This window comes from Pseudomonas sp. MWU15-20650 (assembly GCF_023242475.1).
Taxonomy (GTDB): domain Bacteria; phylum Pseudomonadota; class Gammaproteobacteria; order Pseudomonadales; family Pseudomonadaceae; genus Aquipseudomonas.
The window spans coordinates 52,879-76,292 of record NZ_JALJFG010000019.1 but is presented as its reverse complement, the minus strand read 5'-3'; the positions used below and the strand labels follow the sequence as shown (position 1 = coordinate 76,292).

At 60.6% G+C, this 23,414-nt stretch carries 20 protein-coding genes; 4 read left to right on the top strand and 16 right to left on the bottom strand.

Going from position 1 to position 23,414, the window contains the following annotated elements; genetic code table 11:
- Window positions 1-72: 72 nt before the first annotated feature.
- The 3 genes from M5B43_RS16010 (at window position 73) to nadE (ending at window position 3,216) form a co-directional block, all read left to right on the top strand.
- Window positions 73-963 (top strand): LysR family transcriptional regulator, encoded by an 891-nt coding sequence (locus tag M5B43_RS16010; RefSeq protein ID WP_248751007.1) that lies wholly within the window; start codon window positions 73-75, stop codon window positions 961-963.
- Window positions 964-1,170: 207 nt separating this feature from the next.
- Window positions 1,171-2,385 (top strand): nicotinate phosphoribosyltransferase, encoded by a 1,215-nt coding sequence (gene pncB, locus M5B43_RS16005; RefSeq protein WP_248751006.1) that lies wholly within the window; start codon window positions 1,171-1,173, stop codon window positions 2,383-2,385.
- A 3-nt stretch (window positions 2,386-2,388) separates the two neighbouring features.
- Entirely contained in the window at window positions 2,389-3,216 is an 828-nt protein-coding gene (gene nadE / locus M5B43_RS16000; protein ID WP_248751005.1) for an ammonia-dependent NAD(+) synthetase, read from the top strand.
- Window positions 3,217-3,352: 136 nt separating this feature from the next.
- Here nadE and azu read toward each other — a convergent pair whose 3' ends face one another.
- On the bottom strand, window positions 3,353-3,817 hold the full coding sequence (gene azu, locus M5B43_RS15995; protein WP_248751004.1) for an azurin: 465 nt from the start codon (window positions 3,815-3,817) through the stop codon (window positions 3,353-3,355).
- Window positions 3,818-4,150: 333 nt separating this feature from the next.
- Between azu and M5B43_RS15990 the strand changes: the two genes are divergently transcribed.
- Complete coding sequence (locus tag M5B43_RS15990; RefSeq protein WP_248751003.1) at window positions 4,151-4,333, top strand: hypothetical protein; 183 nt, start codon at window positions 4,151-4,153, stop codon at window positions 4,331-4,333.
- A gap of 46 nt (window positions 4,334-4,379) precedes the next feature.
- On the opposite strand, the gene M5B43_RS15985 is transcribed toward M5B43_RS15990, so the two are convergent.
- The 15 genes from M5B43_RS15985 to rnr all read right to left on the bottom strand — a co-directional run bounded on the left by M5B43_RS15985 (window position 4,380) and on the right by rnr (window position 23,244).
- Window positions 4,380-5,270, bottom strand: coding sequence for a transglutaminase family protein (locus M5B43_RS15985; protein ID WP_248751002.1), 891 nt, complete (start codon window positions 5,268-5,270; stop codon window positions 4,380-4,382).
- Window positions 5,270-7,756: a circularly permuted type 2 ATP-grasp protein gene (locus M5B43_RS15980; RefSeq protein ID WP_248751001.1), complete on the bottom strand. Its 2,487-nt coding sequence runs from the start codon at window positions 7,754-7,756 to the stop codon at window positions 5,270-5,272. The genes M5B43_RS15985 and M5B43_RS15980 overlap by 1 nt, the downstream gene beginning before the upstream one ends.
- Window positions 7,757-7,915: 159 nt before the next feature.
- On the bottom strand, window positions 7,916-11,206 hold the full coding sequence (locus tag M5B43_RS15975) for a transglutaminase family protein (RefSeq protein ID WP_248751000.1): 3,291 nt from the start codon (window positions 11,204-11,206) through the stop codon (window positions 7,916-7,918).
- Between the two features lie 188 nt (window positions 11,207-11,394).
- Window positions 11,395-11,832 (bottom strand): hypothetical protein, encoded by a 438-nt coding sequence (locus tag M5B43_RS15970; protein ID WP_248750999.1) that lies wholly within the window; start codon window positions 11,830-11,832, stop codon window positions 11,395-11,397.
- Window positions 11,832-12,032 carry a hypothetical protein gene (locus M5B43_RS15965; protein ID WP_248750998.1) on the bottom strand — a complete coding sequence of 67 codons (201 nt, stop codon included), beginning with the start codon at window positions 12,030-12,032 and terminating at the stop codon, window positions 11,832-11,834. The genes M5B43_RS15970 and M5B43_RS15965 overlap by 1 nt, the downstream gene beginning before the upstream one ends.
- Window positions 12,033-12,064: 32 nt before the next feature.
- The gene (locus M5B43_RS15960; RefSeq protein ID WP_248750997.1) at window positions 12,065-12,508 is read right to left on the bottom strand and encodes a hypothetical protein; all 444 of its coding nucleotides are present in this window, start codon (window positions 12,506-12,508) and stop codon (window positions 12,065-12,067) included.
- A complete protein-coding gene (locus M5B43_RS15955; protein ID WP_248750996.1) occupies window positions 12,508-13,425 on the bottom strand; it encodes an NAD synthetase in 918 nt (305 codons plus the stop codon). The genes M5B43_RS15960 and M5B43_RS15955 overlap by 1 nt, the downstream gene beginning before the upstream one ends.
- A gap of 202 nt (window positions 13,426-13,627) precedes the next feature.
- The gene (locus M5B43_RS15950) at window positions 13,628-15,931 is read right to left on the bottom strand and encodes a YgiQ family radical SAM protein (RefSeq protein ID WP_248750995.1); all 2,304 of its coding nucleotides are present in this window, start codon (window positions 15,929-15,931) and stop codon (window positions 13,628-13,630) included.
- 96 nt (window positions 15,932-16,027) lie between these two features.
- Complete coding sequence (dnaB, locus tag M5B43_RS15945) at window positions 16,028-17,425, bottom strand: replicative DNA helicase (protein ID WP_034117452.1); 1,398 nt, start codon at window positions 17,423-17,425, stop codon at window positions 16,028-16,030.
- Window positions 17,426-17,535: 110 nt separating this feature from the next.
- Window positions 17,536-17,982, bottom strand: a complete 447-nt coding sequence (rplI, locus tag M5B43_RS15940; RefSeq protein ID WP_003171376.1) for a 50S ribosomal protein L9 — start codon at window positions 17,980-17,982, stop codon at window positions 17,536-17,538.
- A gap of 18 nt (window positions 17,983-18,000) precedes the next feature.
- Window positions 18,001-18,894, bottom strand: coding sequence for a hypothetical protein (locus M5B43_RS15935; RefSeq protein WP_248750994.1), 894 nt, complete (start codon window positions 18,892-18,894; stop codon window positions 18,001-18,003).
- A gap of 36 nt (window positions 18,895-18,930) precedes the next feature.
- Window positions 18,931-19,161 (bottom strand): 30S ribosomal protein S18, encoded by a 231-nt coding sequence (gene rpsR, locus M5B43_RS15930; protein WP_002551829.1) that lies wholly within the window; start codon window positions 19,159-19,161, stop codon window positions 18,931-18,933.
- 28 nt (window positions 19,162-19,189) lie between these two features.
- Window positions 19,190-19,612, bottom strand: a complete 423-nt coding sequence (rpsF, locus tag M5B43_RS15925) for a 30S ribosomal protein S6 (protein ID WP_010563335.1) — start codon at window positions 19,610-19,612, stop codon at window positions 19,190-19,192.
- A gap of 246 nt (window positions 19,613-19,858) precedes the next feature.
- A complete protein-coding gene (gene rlmB / locus M5B43_RS15920) occupies window positions 19,859-20,614 on the bottom strand; it encodes a 23S rRNA (guanosine(2251)-2'-O)-methyltransferase RlmB (protein WP_248750993.1) in 756 nt (251 codons plus the stop codon).
- On the bottom strand, window positions 20,611-23,244 hold the full coding sequence (gene rnr, locus M5B43_RS15915; protein ID WP_248750992.1) for a ribonuclease R: 2,634 nt from the start codon (window positions 23,242-23,244) through the stop codon (window positions 20,611-20,613). Before rnr ends, rlmB begins: the two co-directional genes overlap by 4 nt.
- Between the last annotated feature and the right edge of the window lie 170 nt (window positions 23,245-23,414).

The following is a 23,414-nucleotide window of genomic DNA, read 5'->3' as shown; positions in this document are numbered from 1 at the left end:
CTTGCCAACAAACGACGATTAGGCGAGATATCATTCCGTTTATTCATGCAAAGAATAAAAAAGAGGCGTGCCGTGCTGAACAAAAGACATTTGCCCTCGATCACTGCCCTGCAGTGTTTCGAAGCCGCCACCCGCCACCTGAGCTTCACCCGCGCCGCCGAGGAGCTGAACCTCACGCAAAGCGCGGTGAGCAAACAGGTGGCGCAACTGGAAGAGTTACTGCAGCACCTGCTATTTCGTCGGGTACGTCGCCGCTTGCAGATGACCCCGGCGGGCGACTTGTACCTGGTGGAAGTGCGCAAGATTCTGACGCAGGTGGAGATGTCCACCCATTACCTGCGCTCCTACGGCGGCGAGACCGAAGTGCTGCGCGTGTCCACGCCCTACACCTTCGGCGCGCGCTGGCTGGTGCCACGCCTCAAGGGTTGGCGCTTGCGCCACCCGCAGATCCACCTGGACCTGTGCAACGAGCAGGAGCCGGACGAACTGCTGCAGGGCAAGGCCGACATGGCGTTCTACTTCGGCCAGGGCTCACGGCCCGGTACCGAGAGCCTGAAACTGTTCAGCGAAGAACTTGTGCCTGTGTGTTCGCCCGACAGCCTGCCCACGCACCCCTTCACCGATCCCACGCAATTGAGCGACCTGGTGTTGCTGCAAAACGCCTCGCGGCCCCAAGGCTGGCATGACTGGTTCGCCAGCCAGGGCTTCCATACCGAGCACAGCTATCACGGCCCGCGTTTCGACACTTTCTATATGTGTATTCGTGCGGCACAGGTCGGTTGCGGCGTGGCGTTGTTGCCGCGTTTTTTGGTGGAAGAGGAATTGGCCGAAGGCAAGCTGGTGATTCCCTGGCAACATGCGATGCCGAGCCAGGATGCGTATTACCTCGCTTATCCGGAGCATTCGGCGGAGGTGCCGAAGGTAAGAGAGTTTGTGAAGTGGATGCTTGAGCAGGTTATTTAGTGCCTGGGATACCACTCTCGGGAGCAAGCCCCCTCACACAGGTTGGAATGCATTCCAAGTGTGGGAGGGGGCTTGCTCCCGAGAGCGCCAGTGGCCTTGGCAAAAAAATCACTGGCAAACCGACCCACGTCTATGCGCCACTAGCCCCCATCCTTAATCGTGCGTAAAGGTCGGCGCCCATTGCCGACCCGTCTGGAGATTCCCGTTATGAGCGAGAGTGTGTTTGCCGATCGCATCGTGCAGAACTTGCTCGACACCGACTTCTACAAGCTGACCATGATGCAGGCGGTGCTGCACAACTACCCCAATGTGGAAGTTGAATGGGAGTTTCGTTGCCGTAACAGTGAAGACCTGCGCCCGTACCTGGCGGAAATTCGCTACCAGATCGAGCGCCTCGCCGAACTGAGCCTGAGCCCCGACCAACTGGGCTTCCTGGAACGTATCAGCTTTATGAAGCCGGACTTTCTACGCTTCCTCGGGCTGTTCCGCTTCAACCTGCGCTATGTGCAAACCGGCATCGAGAACGGCGAGCTGTTTATCCGCCTGCGTGGGCCGTGGCTGCATGTGATCCTGTTTGAAGTACCGATGCTGGCCATCGTCAGCGAAGTGCGTAACCGCTATCGCTACCAGACCGTGGTCCTCGAACAGGCCCGCGAGCAGCTGTACCGCAAGTTCGATTGGCTGACGGCAAACGCCAGCAGCGACGAGCTATCGGAGCTGCAAGTGGCCGACTTCGGCACCCGCCGGCGCTTCTCGTACCGGGTGCAGGAAGAGGTGGTGAGCGTACTCAAGCACGACTTCCCTGGCCGCTTTGTCGGCACCAGCAACGTACACCTGGCCCGCGAGTTCGATATGAAGCCGTTGGGCACCATGGCTCACGAATGGATCATGGCCCACCAGCAACTCGGCCCGCGCCTGATCGACAGCCAGGCCGCCGCCCTCGATTGCTGGGTGCGTGAATACCGTGGCCTGCTGGGCATCGCCCTGACCGACTGCATCACCACCGACGCCTTCCTCAGCGACTTCGACTTGTACTTTGCCAAGCTCTTCGACGGCCTGCGCCACGACTCTGGTGACCCCGTGCAGTGGGCAGAAAAAGCCATCGCCCACTATCACAAGCTCGGTATCGAGCCGATGAGCAAGACACTGGTGTTCTCCGACAGCCTGACCTTGCCCAAGGCGCTGGAAATATTCCGCGCATTGCGCGGTCGGATCAATGTGAGCTTTGGTATCGGCACCAACCTGACCTGCGACATTCCAGGTGTTGAGCCGATGAGCATCGTGCTTAAAATGACCGCCTGCAATGGCCAGCCCGTCGCAAAGATTTCCGATGAAGCGGGCAAGACCCACTGCACCGACCCGAATTTTGTCGCCTATTTGCGTCATGTTTTCAAAGTACCTGCCCTATCCAGCAAGGAGTGAATCATGCAAGCCGTACAGCGTGAGATTGCGCAGCAGCTCAAGGTCCAAGCGCCGTTCAAGGACCAGGCCGCCCTGGAGGCCGAAGTTGCCCGCCGCGTCACCTTTATCCAGGACTGCCTGCGCAATTCCGGGCTCAAGGCACTGGTGCTGGGCATCAGTGGCGGTGTCGACTCCCTGACCGCCGGCCTGTTGGCCCAACGCGCGATGCAAGAGCTGCGCACCCGCACCGGCGATGACGCCTATCGCTTTATCGCCGTGCGCCTGCCTTACGAAACCCAGTTCGACGAACACGACGCCCAGGCGTCCGTGGACTTTATCGAGCCGGATGAGCGCCACACCGTGAACATCGGCCCGGCGGTGAAATCCCTGGCCAATGAAGTCGCGGCGTTTGAAGGCAAGGCGGCGGTGTCCCGCGATTTCGTCCTGGGCAACACCAAAGCGCGCATGCGCATGGTGGCGCAGTACACCATCGCCGGCGCAGCCGGTGGCCTGGTGATCGGCACCGACCATGCGGCAGAAGCGGTGATGGGCTTTTTCACCAAGTTCGGTGATGGGGCCTGCGATCTGGCACCGTTGAGCGGCTTGGTAAAAAATCAGGTGCGCGCGATTGCCCGGCACTTTGGTGCACCGGAGTCGTTGGTGGAGAAGGTTCCGACTGCGGACCTTGAAGACTTGTCGCCGGGCAAGCCGGACGAGGCTTCACATGGCGTGACCTATGCGGAAATCGATGCGTTCCTGCACGGTGAGCCGGTGCGTGAGGAAGCGTTCAGGATTATCTGCGACACCTACCGCAAGACCGAGCACAAGCGGGTGATGCCGTTCGCGCCTTGAGGTGAGCCAGCTAGTTTTGCGTTGATTGCCAGACTGCCATCGGGGGCAAGCCCCCTCCCACATTCGACCGCATTCTCATGCTGGAACTCGGTCAACCGTGGGAGGGGGTTTGCCCCCGAAGAACGATAACGCGGTCTTATTTCAGGACCACAGCACCTTTCATCATGGAGTTGTGGCCTGGGAACGAGCAGAAGAACTCGTATTCAGTGCCCGCTGCCAACTTGGACACATCAAAGGTCACCGAATCTTTCTCACCAGCGCCAATGATCTTGGTGTGGGCAATGATGCGGGTGTCACCTTCTTTCAGGTAGTTCTTGTCGATGCCTGCCGCCATGCCGTCGGTGGCAATGCCAGTCATGTCGGCCTTGGTGGACAGCACCCAGTTATGGCCCATGACGTTTTTCGGCAGGCTGCCGGAGTGAGCCAGATTTACAGTGAAGGTCTTGCAGCTTTTGTCGATGGCGATTTCCGTCACTGGCTTTTGGTCTACCTGAAAAGACATCTGATCAGTGGAGTCAATATCGAACGAGCACTTTTCAGCAGCCATCAACTGAGAACTGGCCAGAGTCAGCAGGGAAACAGCAACGAGTTTGGCAAACATGTGAATCTCCAAGGCAGGGTTTAAAAAACGCGTATTGCGACAAGGGTGCCTCAAGCAGGCTGAAATTCTTATGATCTGCATCAACAGATTGTATACAACTTTAGGCTATCAGACTGATCAACACAATCTACCAGCCAAAGTACCCGCGCCTGTTTATGATCGGCCCATCACTCACTGGAGTCCGAACCATGCACTTCAATCATCTGTTCAACGGCCTGCTGGCCGCGTACGCCTGCGGTAAGTGAAGGCCAAGCGCCCCTTGAAGCTGCTACCATGACGACCCAAGGCAGCTGCGCGCCGCCCACCCTCACCTTCGACCCTAGAGGATCGCCCATGGCCAAACCTAATTACTCCTTCGCCAAACGTCAGAGAGACTTGGCCAAGGAGCAGAAGAAAGAGGAAAAGCTGCAACGCAAGAAAGCCGCTGCTGATGAAGACGCGGGCGCACTGAACCCGGATGCTGAAGGTGAAGTGGCGACTGACGAGACCGAGACACCGAAAGACCCGGCTGAATAAATTTTGTTGGGGTGAGCAGGCCCTCCCTGCTCGCCACAACCCAGCGCTATTCCAGCGGCATCACCGTCACCCGCACCTCCGGGTCATGGCTCCCTCCCCCCAGAATCACCCCCCGCAGCGGCGATACATCAGAGAAGTCCCGGCCCCAGGCCAGGGTGATGTGCTCCAGTGCCGGCTGCACATTATTCGTCGGATCAAAATCCACCCAGCCCGATACCGGGCAAAACACCGAGACCCATGCATGGGACGCGTCAGCGCCGATCAGTCGTGGCTGGCCGGGCGGTGGCTGGGTGAGCAGGTAGCCGCTGATATAACGCGCCGCCAGGCCCCGCGAGCGCAGGCAGGCGAGCATCAGGTGGGCGAAGTCCTGGCACACCCCGCGACGACGCTCCAGCACTTCCACCAGTGGCGTGGCGACCTGGGTGGCTTCGGCATCGAAGGTGAACTCAGTGAAAATCTTCTGCATCAGCGCTTGCGTGCCCAGCAGCAATGGCCTGCCGGAAGGGAAACAACTTTCGGAGAACTCGACGAAGGTTTTCTTCAAATGCACGTACGGCGATTCGAAGCGATAACGGCACGCTTCGATCAGTTCCGCTGCCATGGGCTGGCTGCTGTAGGTCAGGCTGTCGCGGGTCTGGTCCCAAGCCGGCGATTGCTGGAAATCCAGCGCAGGTCGCGCCAGCACTTCCACGGTCAGCCCGGCATTCACCAGCAAGTCATCATGGGGGCGTTCGAATGCCAGCCGGGTGATCGGGTTGCCGAACACGTCCAGCTCATCGCGACGCGAAGACGGCGGTGGGCTGATGTCCAGCTGTTGCCAGGTACACCGTTGCCAGGCGCAGGGTCGTGGCCACAGGTGCGCCAGCTGCTGGGCCAGGGATACCGGGCTATCGTAGTGGTAATGGGTATCGTGGAAGATCTGGTAGCGCGCACTCATCACACCGACACCGTTTGCTGGCTGACATCATCCACATGGGCAAAGTGGCGCAAGGCCAGGCGATCCGACACTTGCCCACTCTCATCGGCGACCGCTTGCAGCAGGTCGGCCAGGCCGTCCAGCGCGGCACGCACGCTGGTCTCGCCAAACAAAGGGTTCTCCAGGCAACCCAGGTCAAAACGCGCCAGGCGATCGACCAGCGGGGCCAGGCCGGTTTCCCGTGGGACGCCAAAGTCATCGTTAAGACGGCGCAGGGTACGGCTCACCAGTTTCAGCTGGAACAGCACCGCGTGGGGGTTCTGCTCATCCAGCAGCAACAGGTCGAGCACCGGAATCAGCTGCGGCACCGCCAGGTAGCGCGACCGGTAGGTGATGCTGCTATTACCCAGTTCCAGCAACCACTCCAACCCGGCTTGATCGAACACCGCCACACCGCGCAGGAATGCCGCGAGACTGCTGCTGAGAAATTGCAGGCGCTCGATACGCCGCCCCATCATCAAAAAGCGCCAGCCTTCATCGCGGGTCATATCGTCCAGGGCAAACCCGGAAAGTGCCGCGAGAGACATCACCAGGCGGTTGAGAAAATCCAGCAGCTCGCCGAAGTCCGGCGTTTCGCTTTCCAACTCCATGGCTTCGCGCTGCAACTCCACCAGCGCCTGCCAGTTTTCCCGGGACAACTTGCCGCGTACCTGGGACGCCGCCCATTGCAAGCGCTGCAAGTTGGCGCGCAGGCTCGAAGGCCAGTCATCACCAAGCAAGGCCGCAAGCAAACGCTCCGGTAGCTCACCCTCCTCCGGCAGCAGGCGCAGGTTCTCACCCAGCTCGACCGCCGCCTGCAACGCCAGTGGGTCGTCGCCATCGACATAGCGCGCCAGCACAATACGCAGCCAGCGTGCACTGTCATCACAACGTTCGCAGTAACGACCAAACCAGAACAGGTTTTCCACCACCCGCGAAGGCAGATAAGGGTCGCGACGGACCAGATCGTGGGCGCCAATAGGGCGCTGGGCACGCCATTGTTCTCCGGCGCCGGCGCGCTCGCCAAGCACCCAGGTGTCCTTGCTTGCCCCGCCGCGCTGCATCGACACCACTTCGGCATCCGCCTCGGCAGCCACACGGGTCAGGCCGCCAGGCAGCACGCGATAACCGTCCTCACTGGCCACGGCGTACACGCGCATGCCGATGGCGCGGTGTTGCAAATGCTCTTGCGCGGTGTGCCATACCGGCGCCTGGGACAGTTGCGCCAGCTCTTGGGCAACATAGGCGTAAGGCCGTGCACGCATGCGTTCGGCCAGGGCCTGGCGCTGCTCATGGTTCAAGTCACGGCCGAAGACCGGGGCGAAACTTTGCGAGGGAAACGCCGGTTTGATCAGCAGCTCCGGCAGTTTCTCCAGGGCCTCGGCCAGCACGGGCGCTTCACCGCACCACCAGGTGGCGATGGACGGCAGGATCAATGCCTCGCCGAACAGGAACTGGTTGATCTTGGGCAGAAAGCCGAGCAACCCCGGGGACTCCAGCACACCACTGCCGAGGGCATTGGCCACCAGCACATTGCCTTGGCGCACCGCATCGAGCAGGCCGGGTACGCCCAGGGCCGAGTCGGTGCGCAGCTCCAGTGGGTCGCAGAAGTCGTCGTCCAGGCGGCGCATGATCGCGTGCACACGGCGCAGGCCACTGAGGGTTTTGAGGAACACGGTGCTGTCGCGCACCGTCAGGTCGCCGCCTTCCACCAGCGGGTAGCCGAGTTGGCGCGCGAGGTAGAGATGTTCAAAATAGCTTTCGTTGAAACGTCCCGGCGTGAGCAACACGATCAGTGGCGGCTGGTCATCGCCAGGCGCTTGGCGAGCCAGGGTTTCCTGGAGTGTGCGGAAGAAACCGGTCAGGTGCTGCACCTGCAAATCGCGGTACAAGTCCGGAAAGGCGCGGGACACGATCGTGCGGTTTTCCAACGCATACCCAGCCCCCGAGGGCGCTTGGGTGCGGTCGGCGGTGACCCACCAGCGGCCGTCCGGCGTACGCGCCAGGTCCACGGCGTACAAGTGCAGGAACGCACCGTCAGGCGGCTGGATGCCCTGGCACGGCCACAGGAAGTTGTTATGCCCGAACACCAGCTCGGCCGGCAGCAAGCCTTCTTTGATCAGGCGCTGCGGGCCATACAGGTCGGCCAGCACGGCATTGAGCAATCGCGCACGTTGGGCGATCCCGGCCGACAGGTGCCGCCACTCATCGGCGGCCAGCACATGGGGCAACAAATCCAGCTCCCATGGACGGTCGGCGCCCTTGGGGTCGGCGTAGACGTTGTAGGTCACGCCGTTTTCCTGGATCTGCCGCGTCAGCAGCGCCTGGCGCTGGGCCAGTTGCGCGGGTGTGCTGCGTTGCAGGTGATCAAGCAAACGCTGCCAGTGGGCACGCACCGCGCCGCTGTTGTCCAGCAGTTCATGATAGGTGCCCGCGGTCAGCGGGTAACGGTCGAGCAAGTCGGACATGGAACGCTCGGCAGGGGCAAGGGGGCTCAGATTAACCTAACAAACACTGCAAATCTCTGTGGGAGGGGGCTTGCTCCCGGTTGCGGTGAATCAGTCGATACTTGAGTTGACTGACCCACTGCAATCGGGGGCAAGCCCCCTCCCACAGGTGGATCGCATTCAGTCATTTTTATTGGGGAAGCGGCGTAAATCCAAGGTCATCGGTAGTTCATCGTTCACCACTACCGTCGGCACGGGAAGCTTGCCCGGAGTGTGCCCCAAGCGGAAAAACCGCGCCATCCGCCGGCTCTCAGCCTCATTGGCATTCACCGGCAAACTGTCGTAGTTACGCCCGCCCGGATGCGCAACATGGTACTGGCAGCCGCCCAGCGAGCGCTGCATCCAAGTGTCCAACAGGTCGAACACCAGCGGCGCATGCACCGGGATGGTCGGTTGCAGGCAGTTGGCCGGTTGCCAGGCGCGATAACGCACGCCGGCGACAAACTCACCGACCCGCCCAGTCGGTTGCAGCGGTACCGGGATGCCGTTGCAGGTCAACAGGTAACGTTGCGGTGCCAGCCCGCTCAGCTTCACTTGCAGGCGCTCCAGGGACGAATCCACGTAACGCACCGTGCCGCCCACTGCGCCCTCCTCGCCCAGCACATGCCAGGGTTCCAGGGCCTGGCGCAGCTCCAGTTCGATCCCACTGACGGCATAGTCGCCAACCTTGGGAAAACGGAACGCCAAGTGCGCGGCAAACCACTCGGCGCGCAGCGGGTAGCCGGCAGCATTCAGTTCGACAATTACGTCGGCAAAATCCTGCTCGATAAAATGCGGCAGCAGGAAGCGATCGTGCAGCTCGGTGCCCCAACGCGCCAGTTTCGCGGGGGCATAGGGCTCACGCCAGAAGCGCGCGACCAAGGCCCGCAGCAGCAATTGCTGGGTCAGGCTCATGCGCGCATGGGGCGGCATTTCAAAGGCGCGCAATTCCAGCAGGCCCAGGCGGCCGGTGGCGCCGTCGGGCGAATAGAGTTTGTCGATGCAGAACTCGGCGCGGTGGGTATTACCGGTCACGTCGATCAGCAGGTTGCGCAGCAGACGGTCCACCAACCACGGCGGGCATTCTTCACCGGGTGCGGGCATTTGCGCGAAGGCGATTTCCAACTCATACAGCGCGTCGTTACGCGCTTCGTCTACCCGTGGCGCCTGGGAAGTCGGGCCGATGAACAGGCCGGAAAACAAATACGACAACGACGGGTGGTTATGCCAATAGCTGATCAAACTGCGCAGTAAATCTGGGCGCCGCAGAAACGGTGAGTCTTTAGGCGTCGCGCCGCCCAGCACAAAGTGGTTGCCACCACCGGTGCCGGTGTGGCGCCCGTCAATCATGAATTTCTCGGTGGTCAGCCGGGTTTGCCGCGCCTCTTCGTAGAGGAACTCGGTGCGTTCCACCAACTCGTCCCAGGTGGCGGACGGCTGCACGTTGACCTCGATCACACCCGGATCCGGCGTGACCCGCAAGTTGCTCAGCCGTGTGTCGGCCGGCGGCTCATAGCCTTCCAGCAATACCGGGCAATGCAGCTCTTCGGCGGTTGCTTCGATGGCGGCGACCAATTCCAGGTAGTCCTCGACGCGCTCCAGCGGTGGCATGAACAGGTACAGGCGCCCGCCCCGTGCTTCAGCGCACAGGGCCGTGCGGGTCAGCCAGTCGGCCGACTCATCGATGTTCGGCACGCGTTCATCGCTCGCGGCCGGTTCGCCGTGGTGTTGCAGTTGTGCACTGGAAGGCAGCTGCGGCTGCTCCTGATTCGGGTCAGTCGGGTGCACGAACGGATATTCCGCCGCCGTCACCCACGGCTGCGAGGCCAACGGCAGGCGGTAACCCAGCGGCGAATCCCCCGGCACCAGGCGGCAGTGGTTATCGCGCAAATACCAACGCCCGCTCTGCCAGCGATCATTGGCTGCCGTACGCGCCAGCGGCAGCACTTGGCCAATGACTGTATCCAGGCCCTGGCCAAAGACTTTGCGCAGGCGTTCGCGCTCCAGGTCGTCGCTCAAGCGCGGGTCCTGGGCCGTAACGTTGTGCGGCAACGTGCCTTCGCGCCACAGGTAGTAGAAGTTGTCTTCAAACGCCGGGAACACAAAGCGCGCCGGCAGCTTCAGGCGTTCGGCGACACTCGCCAGGAAGCGCCCGGCAATCACGCCGTCAGCGCCATAGTCCTCTTGCTCGTCGGCGATCAGCGCACTGTTGTGCCAGATCGGCACGCCGTCGCGGCGCCAGTAGCAGTTGAGCGACCAGCGCGGCAGTTGCTCACCCGGGTACCACTTGCCCTGGCCGAAATGCACCAACCCCTTGGGTGCATAGTGTTTGCGCAGCCGTTGGAACAACTCGGCCGACAGGCGACGTTTATCTGGCCCAAGCGCGGCAGTGTTCCACTCGGCACCGTCGGGGTCATCGATGGAGACGAAGGTCGGTTCGCCGCCCATGGTCAGGCGCACATCGTCCTTAAGCAGGTCGCCGTCGATCTGCCGGCCCAGGGCCTGGATCGCCAGCCATTGTTCCTCGGTGTAGGGCTTGGTCACCCGGGGCGCTTCCCAGATGCGCTCGACCGACATCTCATGGGTAAATTCACACTCGCAGGGTTCCACCAAGCCACTGATCGGCGCGGCCGACGATGGATCGGGGCTACAGGCCAGCGGGATATGCCCTTCACCGGCGAACAGCCCGGACGTCGCGTCGAGGCCGATCCAACCGGCACCGGGCAAATACACTTCGCACCAGGCGTGCAGGTCGGTGAAGTCCACTTCGGTGCCAGAGGGGCCGTCGAGGGCTTTGACGTCGGCGGTGAGCTGGATCAGGTAACCCGAGACAAACCGCGCCGCCAGCCCCAGGTTGCGCAGCAATTGCACCAGCAGCCAAGCCGAATCGCGACAGGAACCGCAGGCGTGTTCCAGGGTGAATTCAGGGGTTTGCACACCCGGTTCCATACGGATCAAGTAGCCGATATCGGCGGCCAGTCGCTGGTTCAGGCCCACCAGGAAATCTACCGCCGGCAACGGCGTGCGATCGATACCGGCCAGGTATGCGGCCAACCTCGGCGTCAGCGGCAGGGTTTCCAGGTACGGCGCCAACTCGCGCTGTTCATCGGCGGCGTAGTTGAAGGGGATTTTTTCAGCGTAGGGCTCAAGGAAAAAGTCGAACGGGTTGAACACCGCCATCTCGGCGACCAGGTCGACTTCGATGCGCAGCTCGTCTGTCTTTTCCGGAAATACCAAACGTGCCAGGTAATTGCCCTGGGGGTCTTGCTGCCAATTGATGAAGTGCTGCTCGGGCAGCACTTTCAGCGCATAAGACAAGATCCGCGTGCGGCTATGGGCGGCCGGGCGCAAGCGCACGATCTGTGGGCCGAGTTCGACAGCGCGGTCGTAGCGGTAATGCGTAACGTGGTGCAACGCGACATGAATCGACACGGCGGCCTCCTGCGAGCCAGGGCATAGACACAAAGCGCGCAAGACTTATGCCAGAGCTGCCGTCATTGCGCTTTATCGTAAGACCCGGTGCAGTACAGCACCAAAACAGCGCCGTCGTCAGTGCGATGGTGCATACGCTGCACATCTTTGTGGCGTGTGCGCGCGGTTGGGGTGGTGAATCTACCCAGTCAAGCAGCCTTGGACGCGTTGCGCAGGCGCCGTACCTCAACCAATTTCCTGACCATCGTCCGATAGCCCTTGCTGTTGATCAGCAACAACCCGAGCAATGGCCAGAACAGGCTTTCACTGTAGATAAACCAGTGAGGGTGAAACTGCAGCGTCGGAAGCACCACCAGCAAGCACACCACAAAAAAGCCGACCATGCCCCACACCGCCCAGGCGTGCCCGCGCACGACCAGGAAGTTGCTGTTGACCACGAACAAGGCCGCGAAGATCACCACGAACCACGAGACGGTGGCATTGGTGGCCATGGGCACGTCGGCAAAATAGGTGGCGGCCGCCAGGGAAATTGCGCCGGAGCCACCCAGGCAACCGGCGAGAATCACGCCGATGAACGAGGGAAAATGTTTCAGCAAAAAGGGTTTCAATGACGGGACGCCATTCATTATTCAAGCTCCTCGTACAACCCTATCGCCAAGGTTTTGAGCTGTTTGGGGTTGTCCGAGCGCACCAGCCTCCAGACGCTCAGCCCTGCACTGAAAGCGTCGCCGAGCTGGACGACGGTGGCGTGCTTGAGCTGAGTGTGGGTAAAGCGCTTGGGCAAATCGCCGCGCAACTGCAGCAGCTTGCGCATCTTGGTCGACATCTGTGGGTCGGCGATTTTCAGCAGCTCTTTTGTCAGCTTTTCCCGCTCCTGGCGCTCATGGCTTCACGCAGGTGACGGATTTCCCGTAGCTGACGGCGCATTTCCCGATGACGCTTACTGTTGAGCAACAGCAGTCCCAGCATTGGAAACAGCAACCCAATGACATAGGCAGCCATATGGGGCCGATAGCCATAGGTTGGTAATACGATCAAAAAACACACCGCGTAGAAGGCGACGATGGCCCAAACGCCCCAGGCTCTCCCCCGGATCATGACGAAGTGGCTGACCGCCAAGAGCAGCCCCAAGACAACCGCCGCCACAAAGGAGTAACGCGCTCGCTCTGGTTCACCGCGGAAAAAGGTACTTGAAACCAATGAAATGGCAGCAGAAAGGGAAAAGCAGGCAAGGAAAAATGCGCAAATAAACGCAGGGAAATACTCAGCCAAAAAAGCTTTTAACGAGACTTGGCGCACCATCACTCAAGCTCCTCGTACAACCCCACTGCGATGGTTCGAATGTTGCCGGACAGAGCACTGCCGGTGAAACCAATGGCGGCACCGAGGGAGTCCCTGATCTGCGTAATAGTCGCGTGATTGATCTCGGTCGCCGAATAGCGCTTCACCAACTCACCGGAGCGCTGGCGCAACTTCAGCAGCTTATTGCTCAGGCGTGGGTCTTTCAGGCTTAGCAACTCTTTGGTGAGCGCCTTACGTTGCTGGCGGGTCAAGCCCTTGGACAGCTCGTACCAGCTTCTACCTGTCGTTGCTTTTCGAGCCTGCAACAGTCGAACAGTCGTCAGGGTAGAGGCGCCGGCGCCCAACAGCGAGGCCGCGTCCAATACCGGCATCGCATAGCGATACCATTCCTCGTTGTCCATATCGTCGTTGGCGGTCGGGTCATTGAGTTCGTTGAACGTTCTCATGCCTCCCACCACGCACTGCGCGGTACTGGCCGCCGCAGCGGTGGCGCCCAGGCCCGCCACCACCAGGCTCGCACCACCCGTGAACGGTACGGCGACAGTGCCGCTGAACACCACAATCCAACCCAGAATTGCGCCGGCACAAGACAACGTCGTATTGACGGCCTCCCCCACGAGCCGAGACTCACGCGGATTGTTGGTCACCTGATCGGCAAACTGCGCGGGGGCTATGTACTTTTGCGCCTCACGCAAAATGATGCGCTTGGGCTTGATGCTGCAGATGGGCTTGAATTCGCGCAGCGTCACGACATTGAAGTCGGCGTCGATGTACACGACACCCGCGCCGACAATGCCGGGGTCAGCGTCGATGGCCGCAAACAGCCGCGGCAGGTTGATCTGGCTTTCAATACGCTGGCGCGCCATGAACTGGGAGCGGTTGGAGTCCATGCCGATGCCTGCCAGGGGGTTGCCCATGGGGTGTTCTTCCTTGAAGGGGTGGAAACTGGACTGACGCTATCGGGAGCAAGCCCCCTCCCACACGCTGACTCATTCAAATGTGGGAGGGGGCTTGCTCCCGATAGCACTCTAATGGGCGCCACCTTACCAAACAGCCCCGCCACCGACCAGAAAGCAAAACGCCAGCACGAGGCTGGCGTCTTGCATATTCAGGCGGCGATCAACGCGGCACTACGGGCTTGCGCGCAGGCTTGCCGCCCTTGCCCTTGGCCGCATCCGCGCGCTCCTTGGCCGCCTGCTTGTTGCGTGCCTGGGCCGCAGCCTTGGCTTGCTCGCGCTTGTCCCACGGGTTGCTGCCGTCGCTGCCACGGGGCGGCAAGCCGGTGTGCTGGGTGAGGATCCTGGTGGTGGTTTCCTTGGCGACCTTGTGGCTGCCGGCCGGTGTCGAGTTCTTGCGACGCGCACTCTGGTAGCTATCAGTGCTCGGCTGGTGCAGCGGGATCAACTGGTCCTTGCCCGGCCCGATCAGGTCGGCGCGGCCCATGCGGGTCAATGCTTCACGCAACATCGGCCAGCCTTTCGGGTCGTGGTAACGCAGGAACGCCTTGTGCAGACGGCGCTGCTCTTCGCTCTTGACGATGGTCACCGCGTCGCTCTTGTAAGTAACCTTGCGCAGCGGGTTCTTGCCCGAGTGATACATCGCCGTGGCGGTGGCCATTGGCGACGGGTAGAACGCCTGCACCTGGTCGGCCCGGAAGCCGTTGCCCTTGAGCCACAAGGCCAGGTTCATCATGTCTTCATCGGTGGTGCCTGGGTGGGCGGCGATGAAGTACGGGATCAGGTACTGCTCCTTGCCCGCTTCCTTGGTGTACTTCTCGAACATGCGCTTGAACTTGTCATAGCTGCCGATGCCCGGTTTCATCATCTGGTTGAGTGGACCTTCCTCGGTGTGTTCCGGGGCGATCTTCAGGTAACCGCCGACGTGGTGGGTGACCAGCTCTTTCACATATTCAGGCGACTCGACGGCCAGGTCGTAGCGCAGGCCGGAAGCGATCAGGATCTTCTTCACACCCGGCAACGCACGGGCGCTGCGGTACAGCTGGATCAGCGACGAGTGGTCGGTGTTCAGGTTCGGGCAGATGCCAGGGAACACGCACGATGGCTTACGGCACGCGGATTCGATTTCCGGGCTCTTGCAAGCGATGCGATACATGTTCGCGGTCGGGCCGCCGAGGTCGGAGATCACGCCGGTGAAGCCTGGCACTTTGTCGCGGATCTCTTCGATCTCGCGAATGATCGACTCTTCGGAACGGTTCTGGATGATCCGGCCTTCGTGCTCGGTGATCGAGCAGAAGGTGCAGCCGCCGAAGCAGCCACGCATGATGTTCACCGAGAAGCGGATCATGTCGTAGGCCGGGATCTTCTCCTTGCCGTACGCCGGGTGCGGGACACGGGCGTAAGGCATGCCGAACACGTAGTCCATTTCTTCGGTGGTCATCGGGATCGGTGGCGGGTTGAACCACACGTCCACTTCGCCGTGCTTCTGCACCAGCGCGCGGGCGTTGCCTGGGTTGGTTTCCAGGTGCAGCACGCGGTTGGCGTGGGCGTAGAGCACGGCGTCGCCACGGACTTTCTCTACCGATGGCAGGCGGATCACGGTCTTGTCGCGTGTCATGCGCGGGCTGGCGAGTATCTGCACGACCTTGGCTTCTTCCGGGTCATCTGCCGGGCCTTTTTCTTGCTCGATGGCGCAGGCCTGGGTGTCCTGGGTGTTCACGTATGGGTTGATGATCTTGTCGATCTTGCCCGGGCGGTCGATACGGGTGGAGTCCACTTCGTACCAGCCCTGCGGCGTGTCACGACGAATGAACGCCGTGCCGCGCACATCGGTGATGTCTTCGATCTTGTGGCCCCACGACAGGCGCTGGGCCACTTCGACGATGGCGCGCTCGGCGTTGCCGTACAACAGGATATCGGCAGTGGCGTCGATCAGGATCGAGTTGCGCACGCGGTCCTGCCAGTAGTCGTAGTGGGCGATGCGGCGCAGGGAAGCTTCGATGCCGCCGAGCACGATCGGCACGTTCTTGTAGGCTTCCTTGCAACGCTGGCTGTACACCAGGCTGGCGCGGTCCGGGCGTTTGCCGGCCATGCCGCCAGGGGTGTAGGCGTCGTCGGAACGGATTTTCTTATCGGCGGTGTAGCGGTTGATCATCGAGTCCATGTTGCCGGCCGCGACGCCGAAGAACAGGTTCGGCTCGCCGAGCTTCATGAAGTCGTCTTTGGACTGCCAGTTCGGCTGGGCAATGATCCCGACGCGGAAGCCCTGGGACTCCAGCAGCCGGCCGATGATGGCCATGCCGAACGAAGGGTGATCCACATACGCATCACCGGTGACGATGATGATGTCGCAGGAGTCCCAGCCAAGCTGATCCATCTCCTCCCTGCTCATGGGCAGGAATGGCGCAGGACCGAAACATTCGGCCCAGTACTTGGGATAGTCAAATAACGGCTTGGCTGTTTGCATGACGGTGACCGGTGTTGAGATGAAAAATCGCGGGCGCGGAATATAGCACAAATTTTGACCAATTCCGACGGTAATGGTCGGAATAGAACAGAAGGGTTATTCGTCGTCGTCGAAGTTGTAGCTGCCCGGTGCCAGGTTCTCGAAACGCGTGTACTTGCCGATGAACGCCAGGCGGATAAAGCCGATCGGGCCGTTCCGCTGCTTGCCGATGATGATCTCGGCAATGCCCTTGTGTTCCGTTTCGGGGTGATACACCTCGTCGCGGTACACGAACATGATCACGTCGGCATCCTGCTCGATCGCTCCGGATTCCCGCAAGTCGGAGTTTACCGGGCGCTTGTTGGGACGTTGTTCCAGGGAACGGTTGAGCTGGGACAGCGCCACCACCGGGCAGTTGAATTCCTTGGCCAGGGCTTTCAGGGACCGGGAGATTTCGGAAATCTCGTTGGTCCGGTTGTCGCCGCTGGAACCTGGAATCTGCATCAACTGCAGGTAGTCGATCATGATCAGCGCGATGTCGCCGTGCTCACGCACCAGGCGGCGCGTACGTGCCCGCATTTCAGACGGGCTGATACCGGCGGTGTCATCAATGAACAGCTTGCGGTCGTTGAGCAGGTTGACCGCCGATGTCAGGCGCGGCCAGTCATCGTCTTCCAGTTGGCCGGAACGCACTTTGGTCTGGTCGATACGCCCCAGCGACGAGAGCATACGCATGATCAGCGATTCGCCTGGCATCTCGAGGGAGTACACCAGCACGGCCTTGTCACTGCGTAATACGGCATTTTCCACCAGGTTCATCGCAAAGGTGGTCTTACCCATGGATGGACGGCCGGCGACGATGATCAAGTCGGACGGCTGCAAGCCACTGGTCTTTTCGTCGAGGTCGGTGTAGCCGGTGGAAATACCGGTAATCGCGGCATCGGTGTTGAACAAGGTGTCGATGCGGTCAATGGCCTTGGTCAGCAGGTCGTTGACGCTGACCGGGCCGCCCGTCTTTGGCCGCGCTTCGGCGATCTGGAAGATCTGGCGCTCGGCTTCGTCGAGGATCTCAGCGGCGGTGCGACCTTCGGGGTTGAAGGCGCTGTCGGCAATTTCAGTGCTGATGCCGATCAACTGGCGCAGGGTGGCCCGCTCGCGAACGATCTGGGCGTACGCCTTGATGTTGGCGACGGACGGCGTGTTTTTCGCCAACTCACCGAGGTAGCCCAGACCACCAACCTGGGACGTCTGGCCTTCCTTGTCCAGTTGCTCGGCCAGGGTCACCACGTCGATCGGTGAGTTCTGGTCGGCCAGCTTGGCGATGGCACGGAAGATCAGGCGGTGGTCATGGCGATAGAAGTCACCGTCCGAGACTTGATCCAGCACGCGTTCCCAGGCGTTGTTATCCAGCATCAAACCACCGAGCACGGCTTGTTCGGCCTCGATGGAATGCGGCGGCACCTTCAGGGCAGCGGTTTGCAGATCGTATTGCTCAGGAGCTGAAATATCGTTCATGGCCACTTGGAATTTGGGGTGTGTAGAAAAACAAAAGGCACGACCTGTAAACAGGATCGTGCCCGATGTTAACCGCCTGGCACGCGAGGTGCCAGTCAGTTAGGTGCGGCTTAAGCTGCTACCACGACAACGCGTACGGTGGCTTCAACTTCGGCGTGCAGGTGCACGGCTACGTCGAATTCGCCTACGTTGCGGATGGTGCCGTTCGGCAGACGAACTTCGCTCTTCTGCACTTCAACGCCGGAGGCGGTCAGTGCATCAGCGATGTCGTGGGTGCCGATCGAACCGAACAGCTTGCCTTCGTCACCAGCGGTGGCAGTGATAGTCACTTCCAGCTCAGCCAGTTGGGCAGCGCGAGTTTCGGCCGAAGCTTTTTTGTCTGCTGCTGCTTTTTCCAGCTCAGCACGACGCTCTTCAAACGCAGCCAGGTTGGCAGCGGTTGCAGCGGTGGCTTTGCCGTATGGCAGCAGGTAGTTACGACCGTAGCCGGCCTTAACGTTCACTTTGTCGCCCAGGTTGCCCAGGTTGGCGACTTTTTCCAGAAGGATCAGTTGCATGTGAAAATCCTCTAACTTTTAACCTTCACCGTTCGCGTTGTCGGCGTCTTTCGACGCCAGACGACCGCGAAAATCAATCAGGCCGTCGACAATGGCCAAAACCACGAGTAACGGATAGATCAGCTGCATGAACAGCAACAGCGTCACGTACAACCCCACCAGCCAGAACTTGGCCAGGCGCTTTCGCGCAACCAGCCCATGAATCAGGGCCAGCCCGGCAAACACCAGCGGTACGCTGCAAATCGGCGCCAGCAAGGCCATCTGTGGGCCGAAGTTCGGCCCGACAACCATGCACGCCAGCAGCAACATCGCCGGCCCCGCGGGGATTCTGATACTGCGAAACTCGCGACCAAAACCACCCGGGTTGTACAACAACGCCTGCCAATAACGCCCAAGAATCAGGCTCAGCACGCTGACGACCTGCAACAATGCCGCAATCAGGCCGGTCAGGACCGGGGCAATCAGTGACGCAAACCGCGCTCGCTCATCTACCGACAATTGCTGGTAGAGATCCCCGAGGGCCATCGGCAGGATCTTGACGATTTCCTGCGACAGCGCCTCGATTTGCGGGCGGAAAGCCGCGCCAAGCATCACTGAGTACACCAACCCCAATGCCACGCTGACCAGCAGCGTGCGGACCCAGGACTCACTTGCGCGTAAAACCAACGCAAGGCTCGATGATCCCAGCAGTACCAGAAGTACCCGTGGATCACCCAATTGCAGCCACCAGATCAAGGCCGGCAACAATCCCAGGGCAAGAACGCCAAGGGCGTCCTTCAAACCGCGCCGCAGCAGCACAAGGCAACCTGCGGCAGCACCCAACCAATAAAGCAACGGCAATGCCGCACATCCAGCCACTACCAGAGTGGCCTGCACGCGACCGCGCATGATGAACTCAGCTAAGGCGCGCATGCATTCAATCCCTTACTACTTGTCGACTGCCCGGTCTCAGCGGCCGTGGCTGTCGGTGTAGGCCAGCAGGGCCAGGAAGCGGGCGCGCTTGATAGCGGTGGCCAGCTGACGCTGATAACGAGCTTTAGTACCGGTGATACGGCTTGGAACGATTTTGCCGGTCTCGGATACGTAGGCTTTCAGAGTGTTGAGATCTTTGTAATCGATCTCTTTCACGTCTTCAGCGGTGAAGCGGCAGAATTTACGACGACGGAAGAAACGTGCCATTTGATAGGCTCCTTAAAAGGTCCGTGGATTACTCGTCAGCGTTATCGCTGTTGTCGCTGTCATCACTATCAACGCTATCAGCGCCTTCGTGCTCAGGACGGTCGCGACGCTCACGGCGCTCACTGCGGTTTTCTTCAGCCTTGAGCATCTCGGATTGGCCGGTAACGGCTTCTTCGCGACGGATGACCAGGTTACGGATCACTGCATCGTTGTAGCGGAAGTTGTCTTCCAGCTCGGCCAGGGCCTTGCCAGTGCACTCAACGTTCAGCATCACGTAGTGAGCCTTGTGAACATTGTTGATTGCGTAGGCCAGTTGACGACGGCCCCAATCTTCCAGACGGTGGATTTTGCCGCCGTCTTCTTCGATCAGCTTGGTGTAACGCTCAACCATGCCGCCGACTTGCTCGCTTTGATCCGGGTGGACCAAAAAGATGATTTCGTAATGACGCATGAATGCTCCTTACGGGTTGTAGCCTGCCGCTCAAAAACGGTCAGACAAGGAGTGAATGACACTTATGGATCTTGCCGCAGGGAGGCACATCGGTGCCCGCCAGGAAGGCAAGGGGCGCAATTGTAGAGAAGGGGGAGAACGGGCGCAAGGTGATTGGTGATTATTTGAACAATCCCCCATACGCCACAAAAACAAATGTGGGAGGGGGCAAGCCCCCTCCCACATTTTGAACTGCATCAAACCTCATTACTTCTTGGTCTTGACCTTGGCGCCACGCTGACGCTGGGCTTCAAACAGGCACACACCCGTCGCAACCGACACGTTGAGGCTGCTGACGCTACCGGCCATCGGCAGGTGCACCAGATAATCGCAGTGCTCACGGGTCAGGCGACGCATGCCTTTGCCTTCGGCCCCCATGATCAGGATGGTCGGGCCGGTAAGGTCTTGGTCATAGATGCTGACCTCGGCCTCGCCCGCCGTGCCGACGACCCACAGACCGCGCTGCTGGAGTTTCTCCAGGGTGCGCGCAAGGTTGGTCACGGCCACCAACGGAATCACTTCCGCCGCGCCACAGGCCACTTTACGCACAACGGGCGTCAGGGTGGCCGACTTGTCTTTAGGCACGATCACCGCCAGTGCACCCGCCGCATCCGCCGAGCGCAGGCACGCGCCGAGGTTGTGCGGGTCGGTCACGCCGTCCAGCACCAGCAGCAACGGCGCGCCTTCGGTGCGGTCGAGCAGCTCGTCGAGCATGGCTTCGCCCCAGACCTGGCTCGGGCTTACGTCCGCTACCACGCCCTGGTGAACGCCTTCGACCCAGACGTCCATCTCACGACGCTCGGCCTGGCCGATGGCAACCTTGTTTTGGGTGGCCAGTTCAACCAGCGCTTGCACGCGTGGTTCGCTGCGGCCTTCGGCCAGCCACACCTGCTTGACGCGCTTGGGGTGGTGACGCAGCAGTGCTTCTACGGCGTGTACGCCGTAGATTTTTTCCAGACTCATGACTTGGCCTTAGGTTTGCGCGACCCGCCGCTTTTCGCGGGAGCCGAACCCGCTTTCGGCGGGCCTTTACGGTGTTTACTGGGCTTGCTCGACGGCTTTTCCGCCCCGTGGGACTTTCCCCCAGACGCCGCTTTACCACCGCTTTTGGCTTCATTGAGCAACTGCTGCTTCAACTCGCGGCTCTTGCGCAGCTCGGCGTTTTTCGCCGCCGCGTCGCTTGGGCGGTAGGTTTCTGGCGCCTTGTCCTTACCGGCAGGACGACGCCCGGCCTTGGCTGGGGCAGGCTCTGCCACTGCGGCTTTCGCAGGAGCACCTTTGCCTTTGCCGGTCGGCGCGGTCGTTTCGCTGCCACGTTTTTTACGGCCAGCCGGCTCGACGGGCTTGTCAGGCATGCCGAAGTCGATCTTGCGCTCGTCGAGGTCGACGCGCATGACCTGCACTTCCACGGTATCACCCAGGCGGAAGCTGCGGCCCGTGCGCTCGCCCGCCAGGCGGTGATGCACAGGGTCAAAGTGGTAGTAGTCACCCGGCAAGGCGGTGACATGCACCAGGCCCTCGACGTAGATATCGGTCAATTCGACGAACAAGCCAAAGCCGGTCACGGCGGTGATAACGCCCGGGAACGACTCGCCTACGCGGTCTTTCATGAACTCGCACTTGAGCCAGTTCACCACATCGCGAGTGGCTTCGTCGGCGCGGCGCTCGCTCATGGAGCACTGTTCACCCAACTGTTCCAGGGCCGCTTCGTCGTACGGATAGATCCGCGCCTTCGGAATGGTCATGGCACCCGCGCGCTTGACGTGCGGAGTGTTCTGCTTGGAATGGATCACGCTGCGGATCGCCCGGTGCGTGAGCAAGTCCGGGTAGCGGCGAATCGGCGAAGTGAAGTGGGTATACGCCTCATAATTCAGACCGAAGTGGCCCTGGTTATCCGCGCTGTACACCGCCTGGCTCAGGGAGCGCAGCATCACGGTCTGGATGACGTGGTAATCCGGACGATCCTTGATGCTGGCCAGCAGTGCCTGGTAATCCTTCGGCGTCGGGCCTTCCTTGCCTTTGTGCAGGGACAGGCCGAGCTCACCGAGGAAGGCGCGCAGTTTTTCCAGGCGCTCCGGCGGCGGACCGTCGTGCACCCGGTACAACGCAGGGATTTCGTGCTTCTGCAGGAACTCGGCAGTGGCCACGTTGGCGGCCAGCATGCATTCCTCGATCAGCTTGTGCGCATCGTTACGCGTGGTCGGGGTAATGGCCGCAATTTTGCGTTCGGAACCGAAGACAATCCGGGTTTCCTGGGTCTCAAAATCGATTGCGCCACGGACATGACGGGCACCCAGCAACACCTTGTACAGCGAGTACAGCTGCTTGAGGTGCGGCACCACGCCAGCGTACTCGGTACGCAGGGCCTTGGCTTCGCTGGTCTTTGGCGTTTCCAGGATGGTGCTGACCTTGTTGTAGGTCAGGCGCGCCTGGGAATGGATCACCGCTTCGTAGAACTGGTAGTCGGTCATCTCGCCGGTTTTGGAGATGGTCATCTCGCACACCATGGCCAAACGGTCGACTTTCGGGTTCAGGGAGCACAGGCCGTTGGACAGCTGCTCAGGCAGCATCGGGATTACGCGCTCAGGGAAGTACACGGAGTTACCGCGCACCTGGGCTTCGTTATCCAGGGCCGAACCGATCTTCACGTAGCTGGACACGTCGGCAATCGCGACGAACAATTTCCAGCCGCCGGAGAACAGGCGCAGCTTGCCAGGCTTGGCTTCGCAATAGACCGCATCGTCGAAGTCGCGAGCATCTTCGCCATCAATGGTGACGAACGGCAGATGACGCAGGTCGATGCGTTTTTCTTTGTCTTTTTCTTCGACTTCCGGCTTGAGCTTGGCGGCTTCCTTGAGCACGGCCTCAGGCCAGACGTGAGGAATATCGTAGGTGCGCAGCGCAACGTCGATTTCCATGCCCGGCGCCATGTAGTTGCCGACCACTTCAACGATATCGCCCTGGGGCTGGAAGCGCGGGGTTGGCCAGTGGGTGATTTTCACCTCCACGAACTGACCGACCTTGGCGGCGCCATTACGGCCCGGGGTCACCAGCACTTCCTGCTGGACCTTCGGGTTATCCGGAATAACGAAGCCAATACCGCCTTCTTCGAAGTAACGGCCGACGATGGACTCGTGCGCACGGGAGACTACTTCGACGATCACGCCTTCACGGCGACCGCGACGGTCCAGGCCGGAGACGCGTGCCAAGGCACGATCACCATCGAACACCAGGCGCATTTGTGCCGGGCTCATGAACAGGTCGTCGCTGCCATCATCCGGGATCAGGAAGCCGAAACCGTCACGGTGGCCGGCAATACGGCCCAGGATCAGGTCGAGCTTGTCTACTGGCGCATAGGTGCCACGGCGGGTGTAGATCAATTGAGCATCGCGCTCCATGGCACGCAAACGGCGGCGCAGGGCTTCGAGCTGGTCTTCGGTGGTCAAACCGAATTCTTCGACCAACTGCTCGCGGCTAGCAGGCGAACCCCGATCGGCGAGATGCGCCAGGATCAGTTCACGGCTAGGAATAGGGTTTTCATATTTTTCCGCTTCACGAGCGGCCTCGGGATCGAGGGACTGCCAATCGGCCATTAGAGAGTTTTCACCTTGTCTATATGCGGGTTAGTTTGGCATACGCGTATTGAAACGGGAAATTTCAGGCATCAACAAGTGTTTAAAAGCCCTTTCATGGCTCCCGGCGCGCACCTTGCACGACCACTGGCGAAATTTTCCAGGCTTTTTTCATGGCAGGGGTTTACAGC

Coding starts and splice junctions, on each gene's coding strand:
- rlmB (WP_248750993.1), bottom strand. CDS start 20,614: ATGAGTCTGGAAAAAATCTACGGCGTACACGCCGTAGAAGCACTGCTG.
- M5B43_RS15955 (WP_248750996.1), bottom strand. CDS start 13,425: ATGGGCAACCCCCTGGCAGGCATCGGCATGGACTCCAACCGCTCCCAG.
- pncB (WP_248751006.1), top strand. CDS start 1,171: ATGAGCGAGAGTGTGTTTGCCGATCGCATCGTGCAGAACTTGCTCGAC.
- M5B43_RS15960 (WP_248750997.1), bottom strand. CDS start 12,508: ATGGTGCGCCAAGTCTCGTTAAAAGCTTTTTTGGCTGAGTATTTCCCT.
- M5B43_RS15935 (WP_248750994.1), bottom strand. CDS start 18,894: ATGCGCGCCTTAGCTGAGTTCATCATGCGCGGTCGCGTGCAGGCCACT.
- M5B43_RS15980 (WP_248751001.1), bottom strand. CDS start 7,756: ATGTCCGACTTGCTCGACCGTTACCCGCTGACCGCGGGCACCTATCAT.
- M5B43_RS15985 (WP_248751002.1), bottom strand. CDS start 5,270: ATGAGTGCGCGCTACCAGATCTTCCACGATACCCATTACCACTACGAT.
- M5B43_RS15950 (WP_248750995.1), bottom strand. CDS start 15,931: ATGCAAACAGCCAAGCCGTTATTTGACTATCCCAAGTACTGGGCCGAA.
- rnr (WP_248750992.1), bottom strand. CDS start 23,244: ATGGCCGATTGGCAGTCCCTCGATCCCGAGGCCGCTCGTGAAGCGGAA.
- M5B43_RS15970 (WP_248750999.1), bottom strand. CDS start 11,832: ATGAATGGCGTCCCGTCATTGAAACCCTTTTTGCTGAAACATTTTCCC.
- rpsR (WP_002551829.1), bottom strand. CDS start 19,161: ATGGCACGTTTCTTCCGTCGTCGTAAATTCTGCCGCTTCACCGCTGAA.
- M5B43_RS15990 (WP_248751003.1), top strand. CDS start 4,151: ATGGCCAAACCTAATTACTCCTTCGCCAAACGTCAGAGAGACTTGGCC.
- M5B43_RS15965 (WP_248750998.1), bottom strand. CDS start 12,032: ATGTCGACCAAGATGCGCAAGCTGCTGCAGTTGCGCGGCGATTTGCCC.
- rplI (WP_003171376.1), bottom strand. CDS start 17,982: ATGCAACTGATCCTTCTGGAAAAAGTCGCCAACCTGGGCAACCTGGGC.
- azu (WP_248751004.1), bottom strand. CDS start 3,817: ATGTTTGCCAAACTCGTTGCTGTTTCCCTGCTGACTCTGGCCAGTTCT.
- dnaB (WP_034117452.1), bottom strand. CDS start 17,425: ATGAACGATATTTCAGCTCCTGAGCAATACGATCTGCAAACCGCTGCC.
- rpsF (WP_010563335.1), bottom strand. CDS start 19,612: ATGCGTCATTACGAAATCATCTTTTTGGTCCACCCGGATCAAAGCGAG.
- nadE (WP_248751005.1), top strand. CDS start 2,389: ATGCAAGCCGTACAGCGTGAGATTGCGCAGCAGCTCAAGGTCCAAGCG.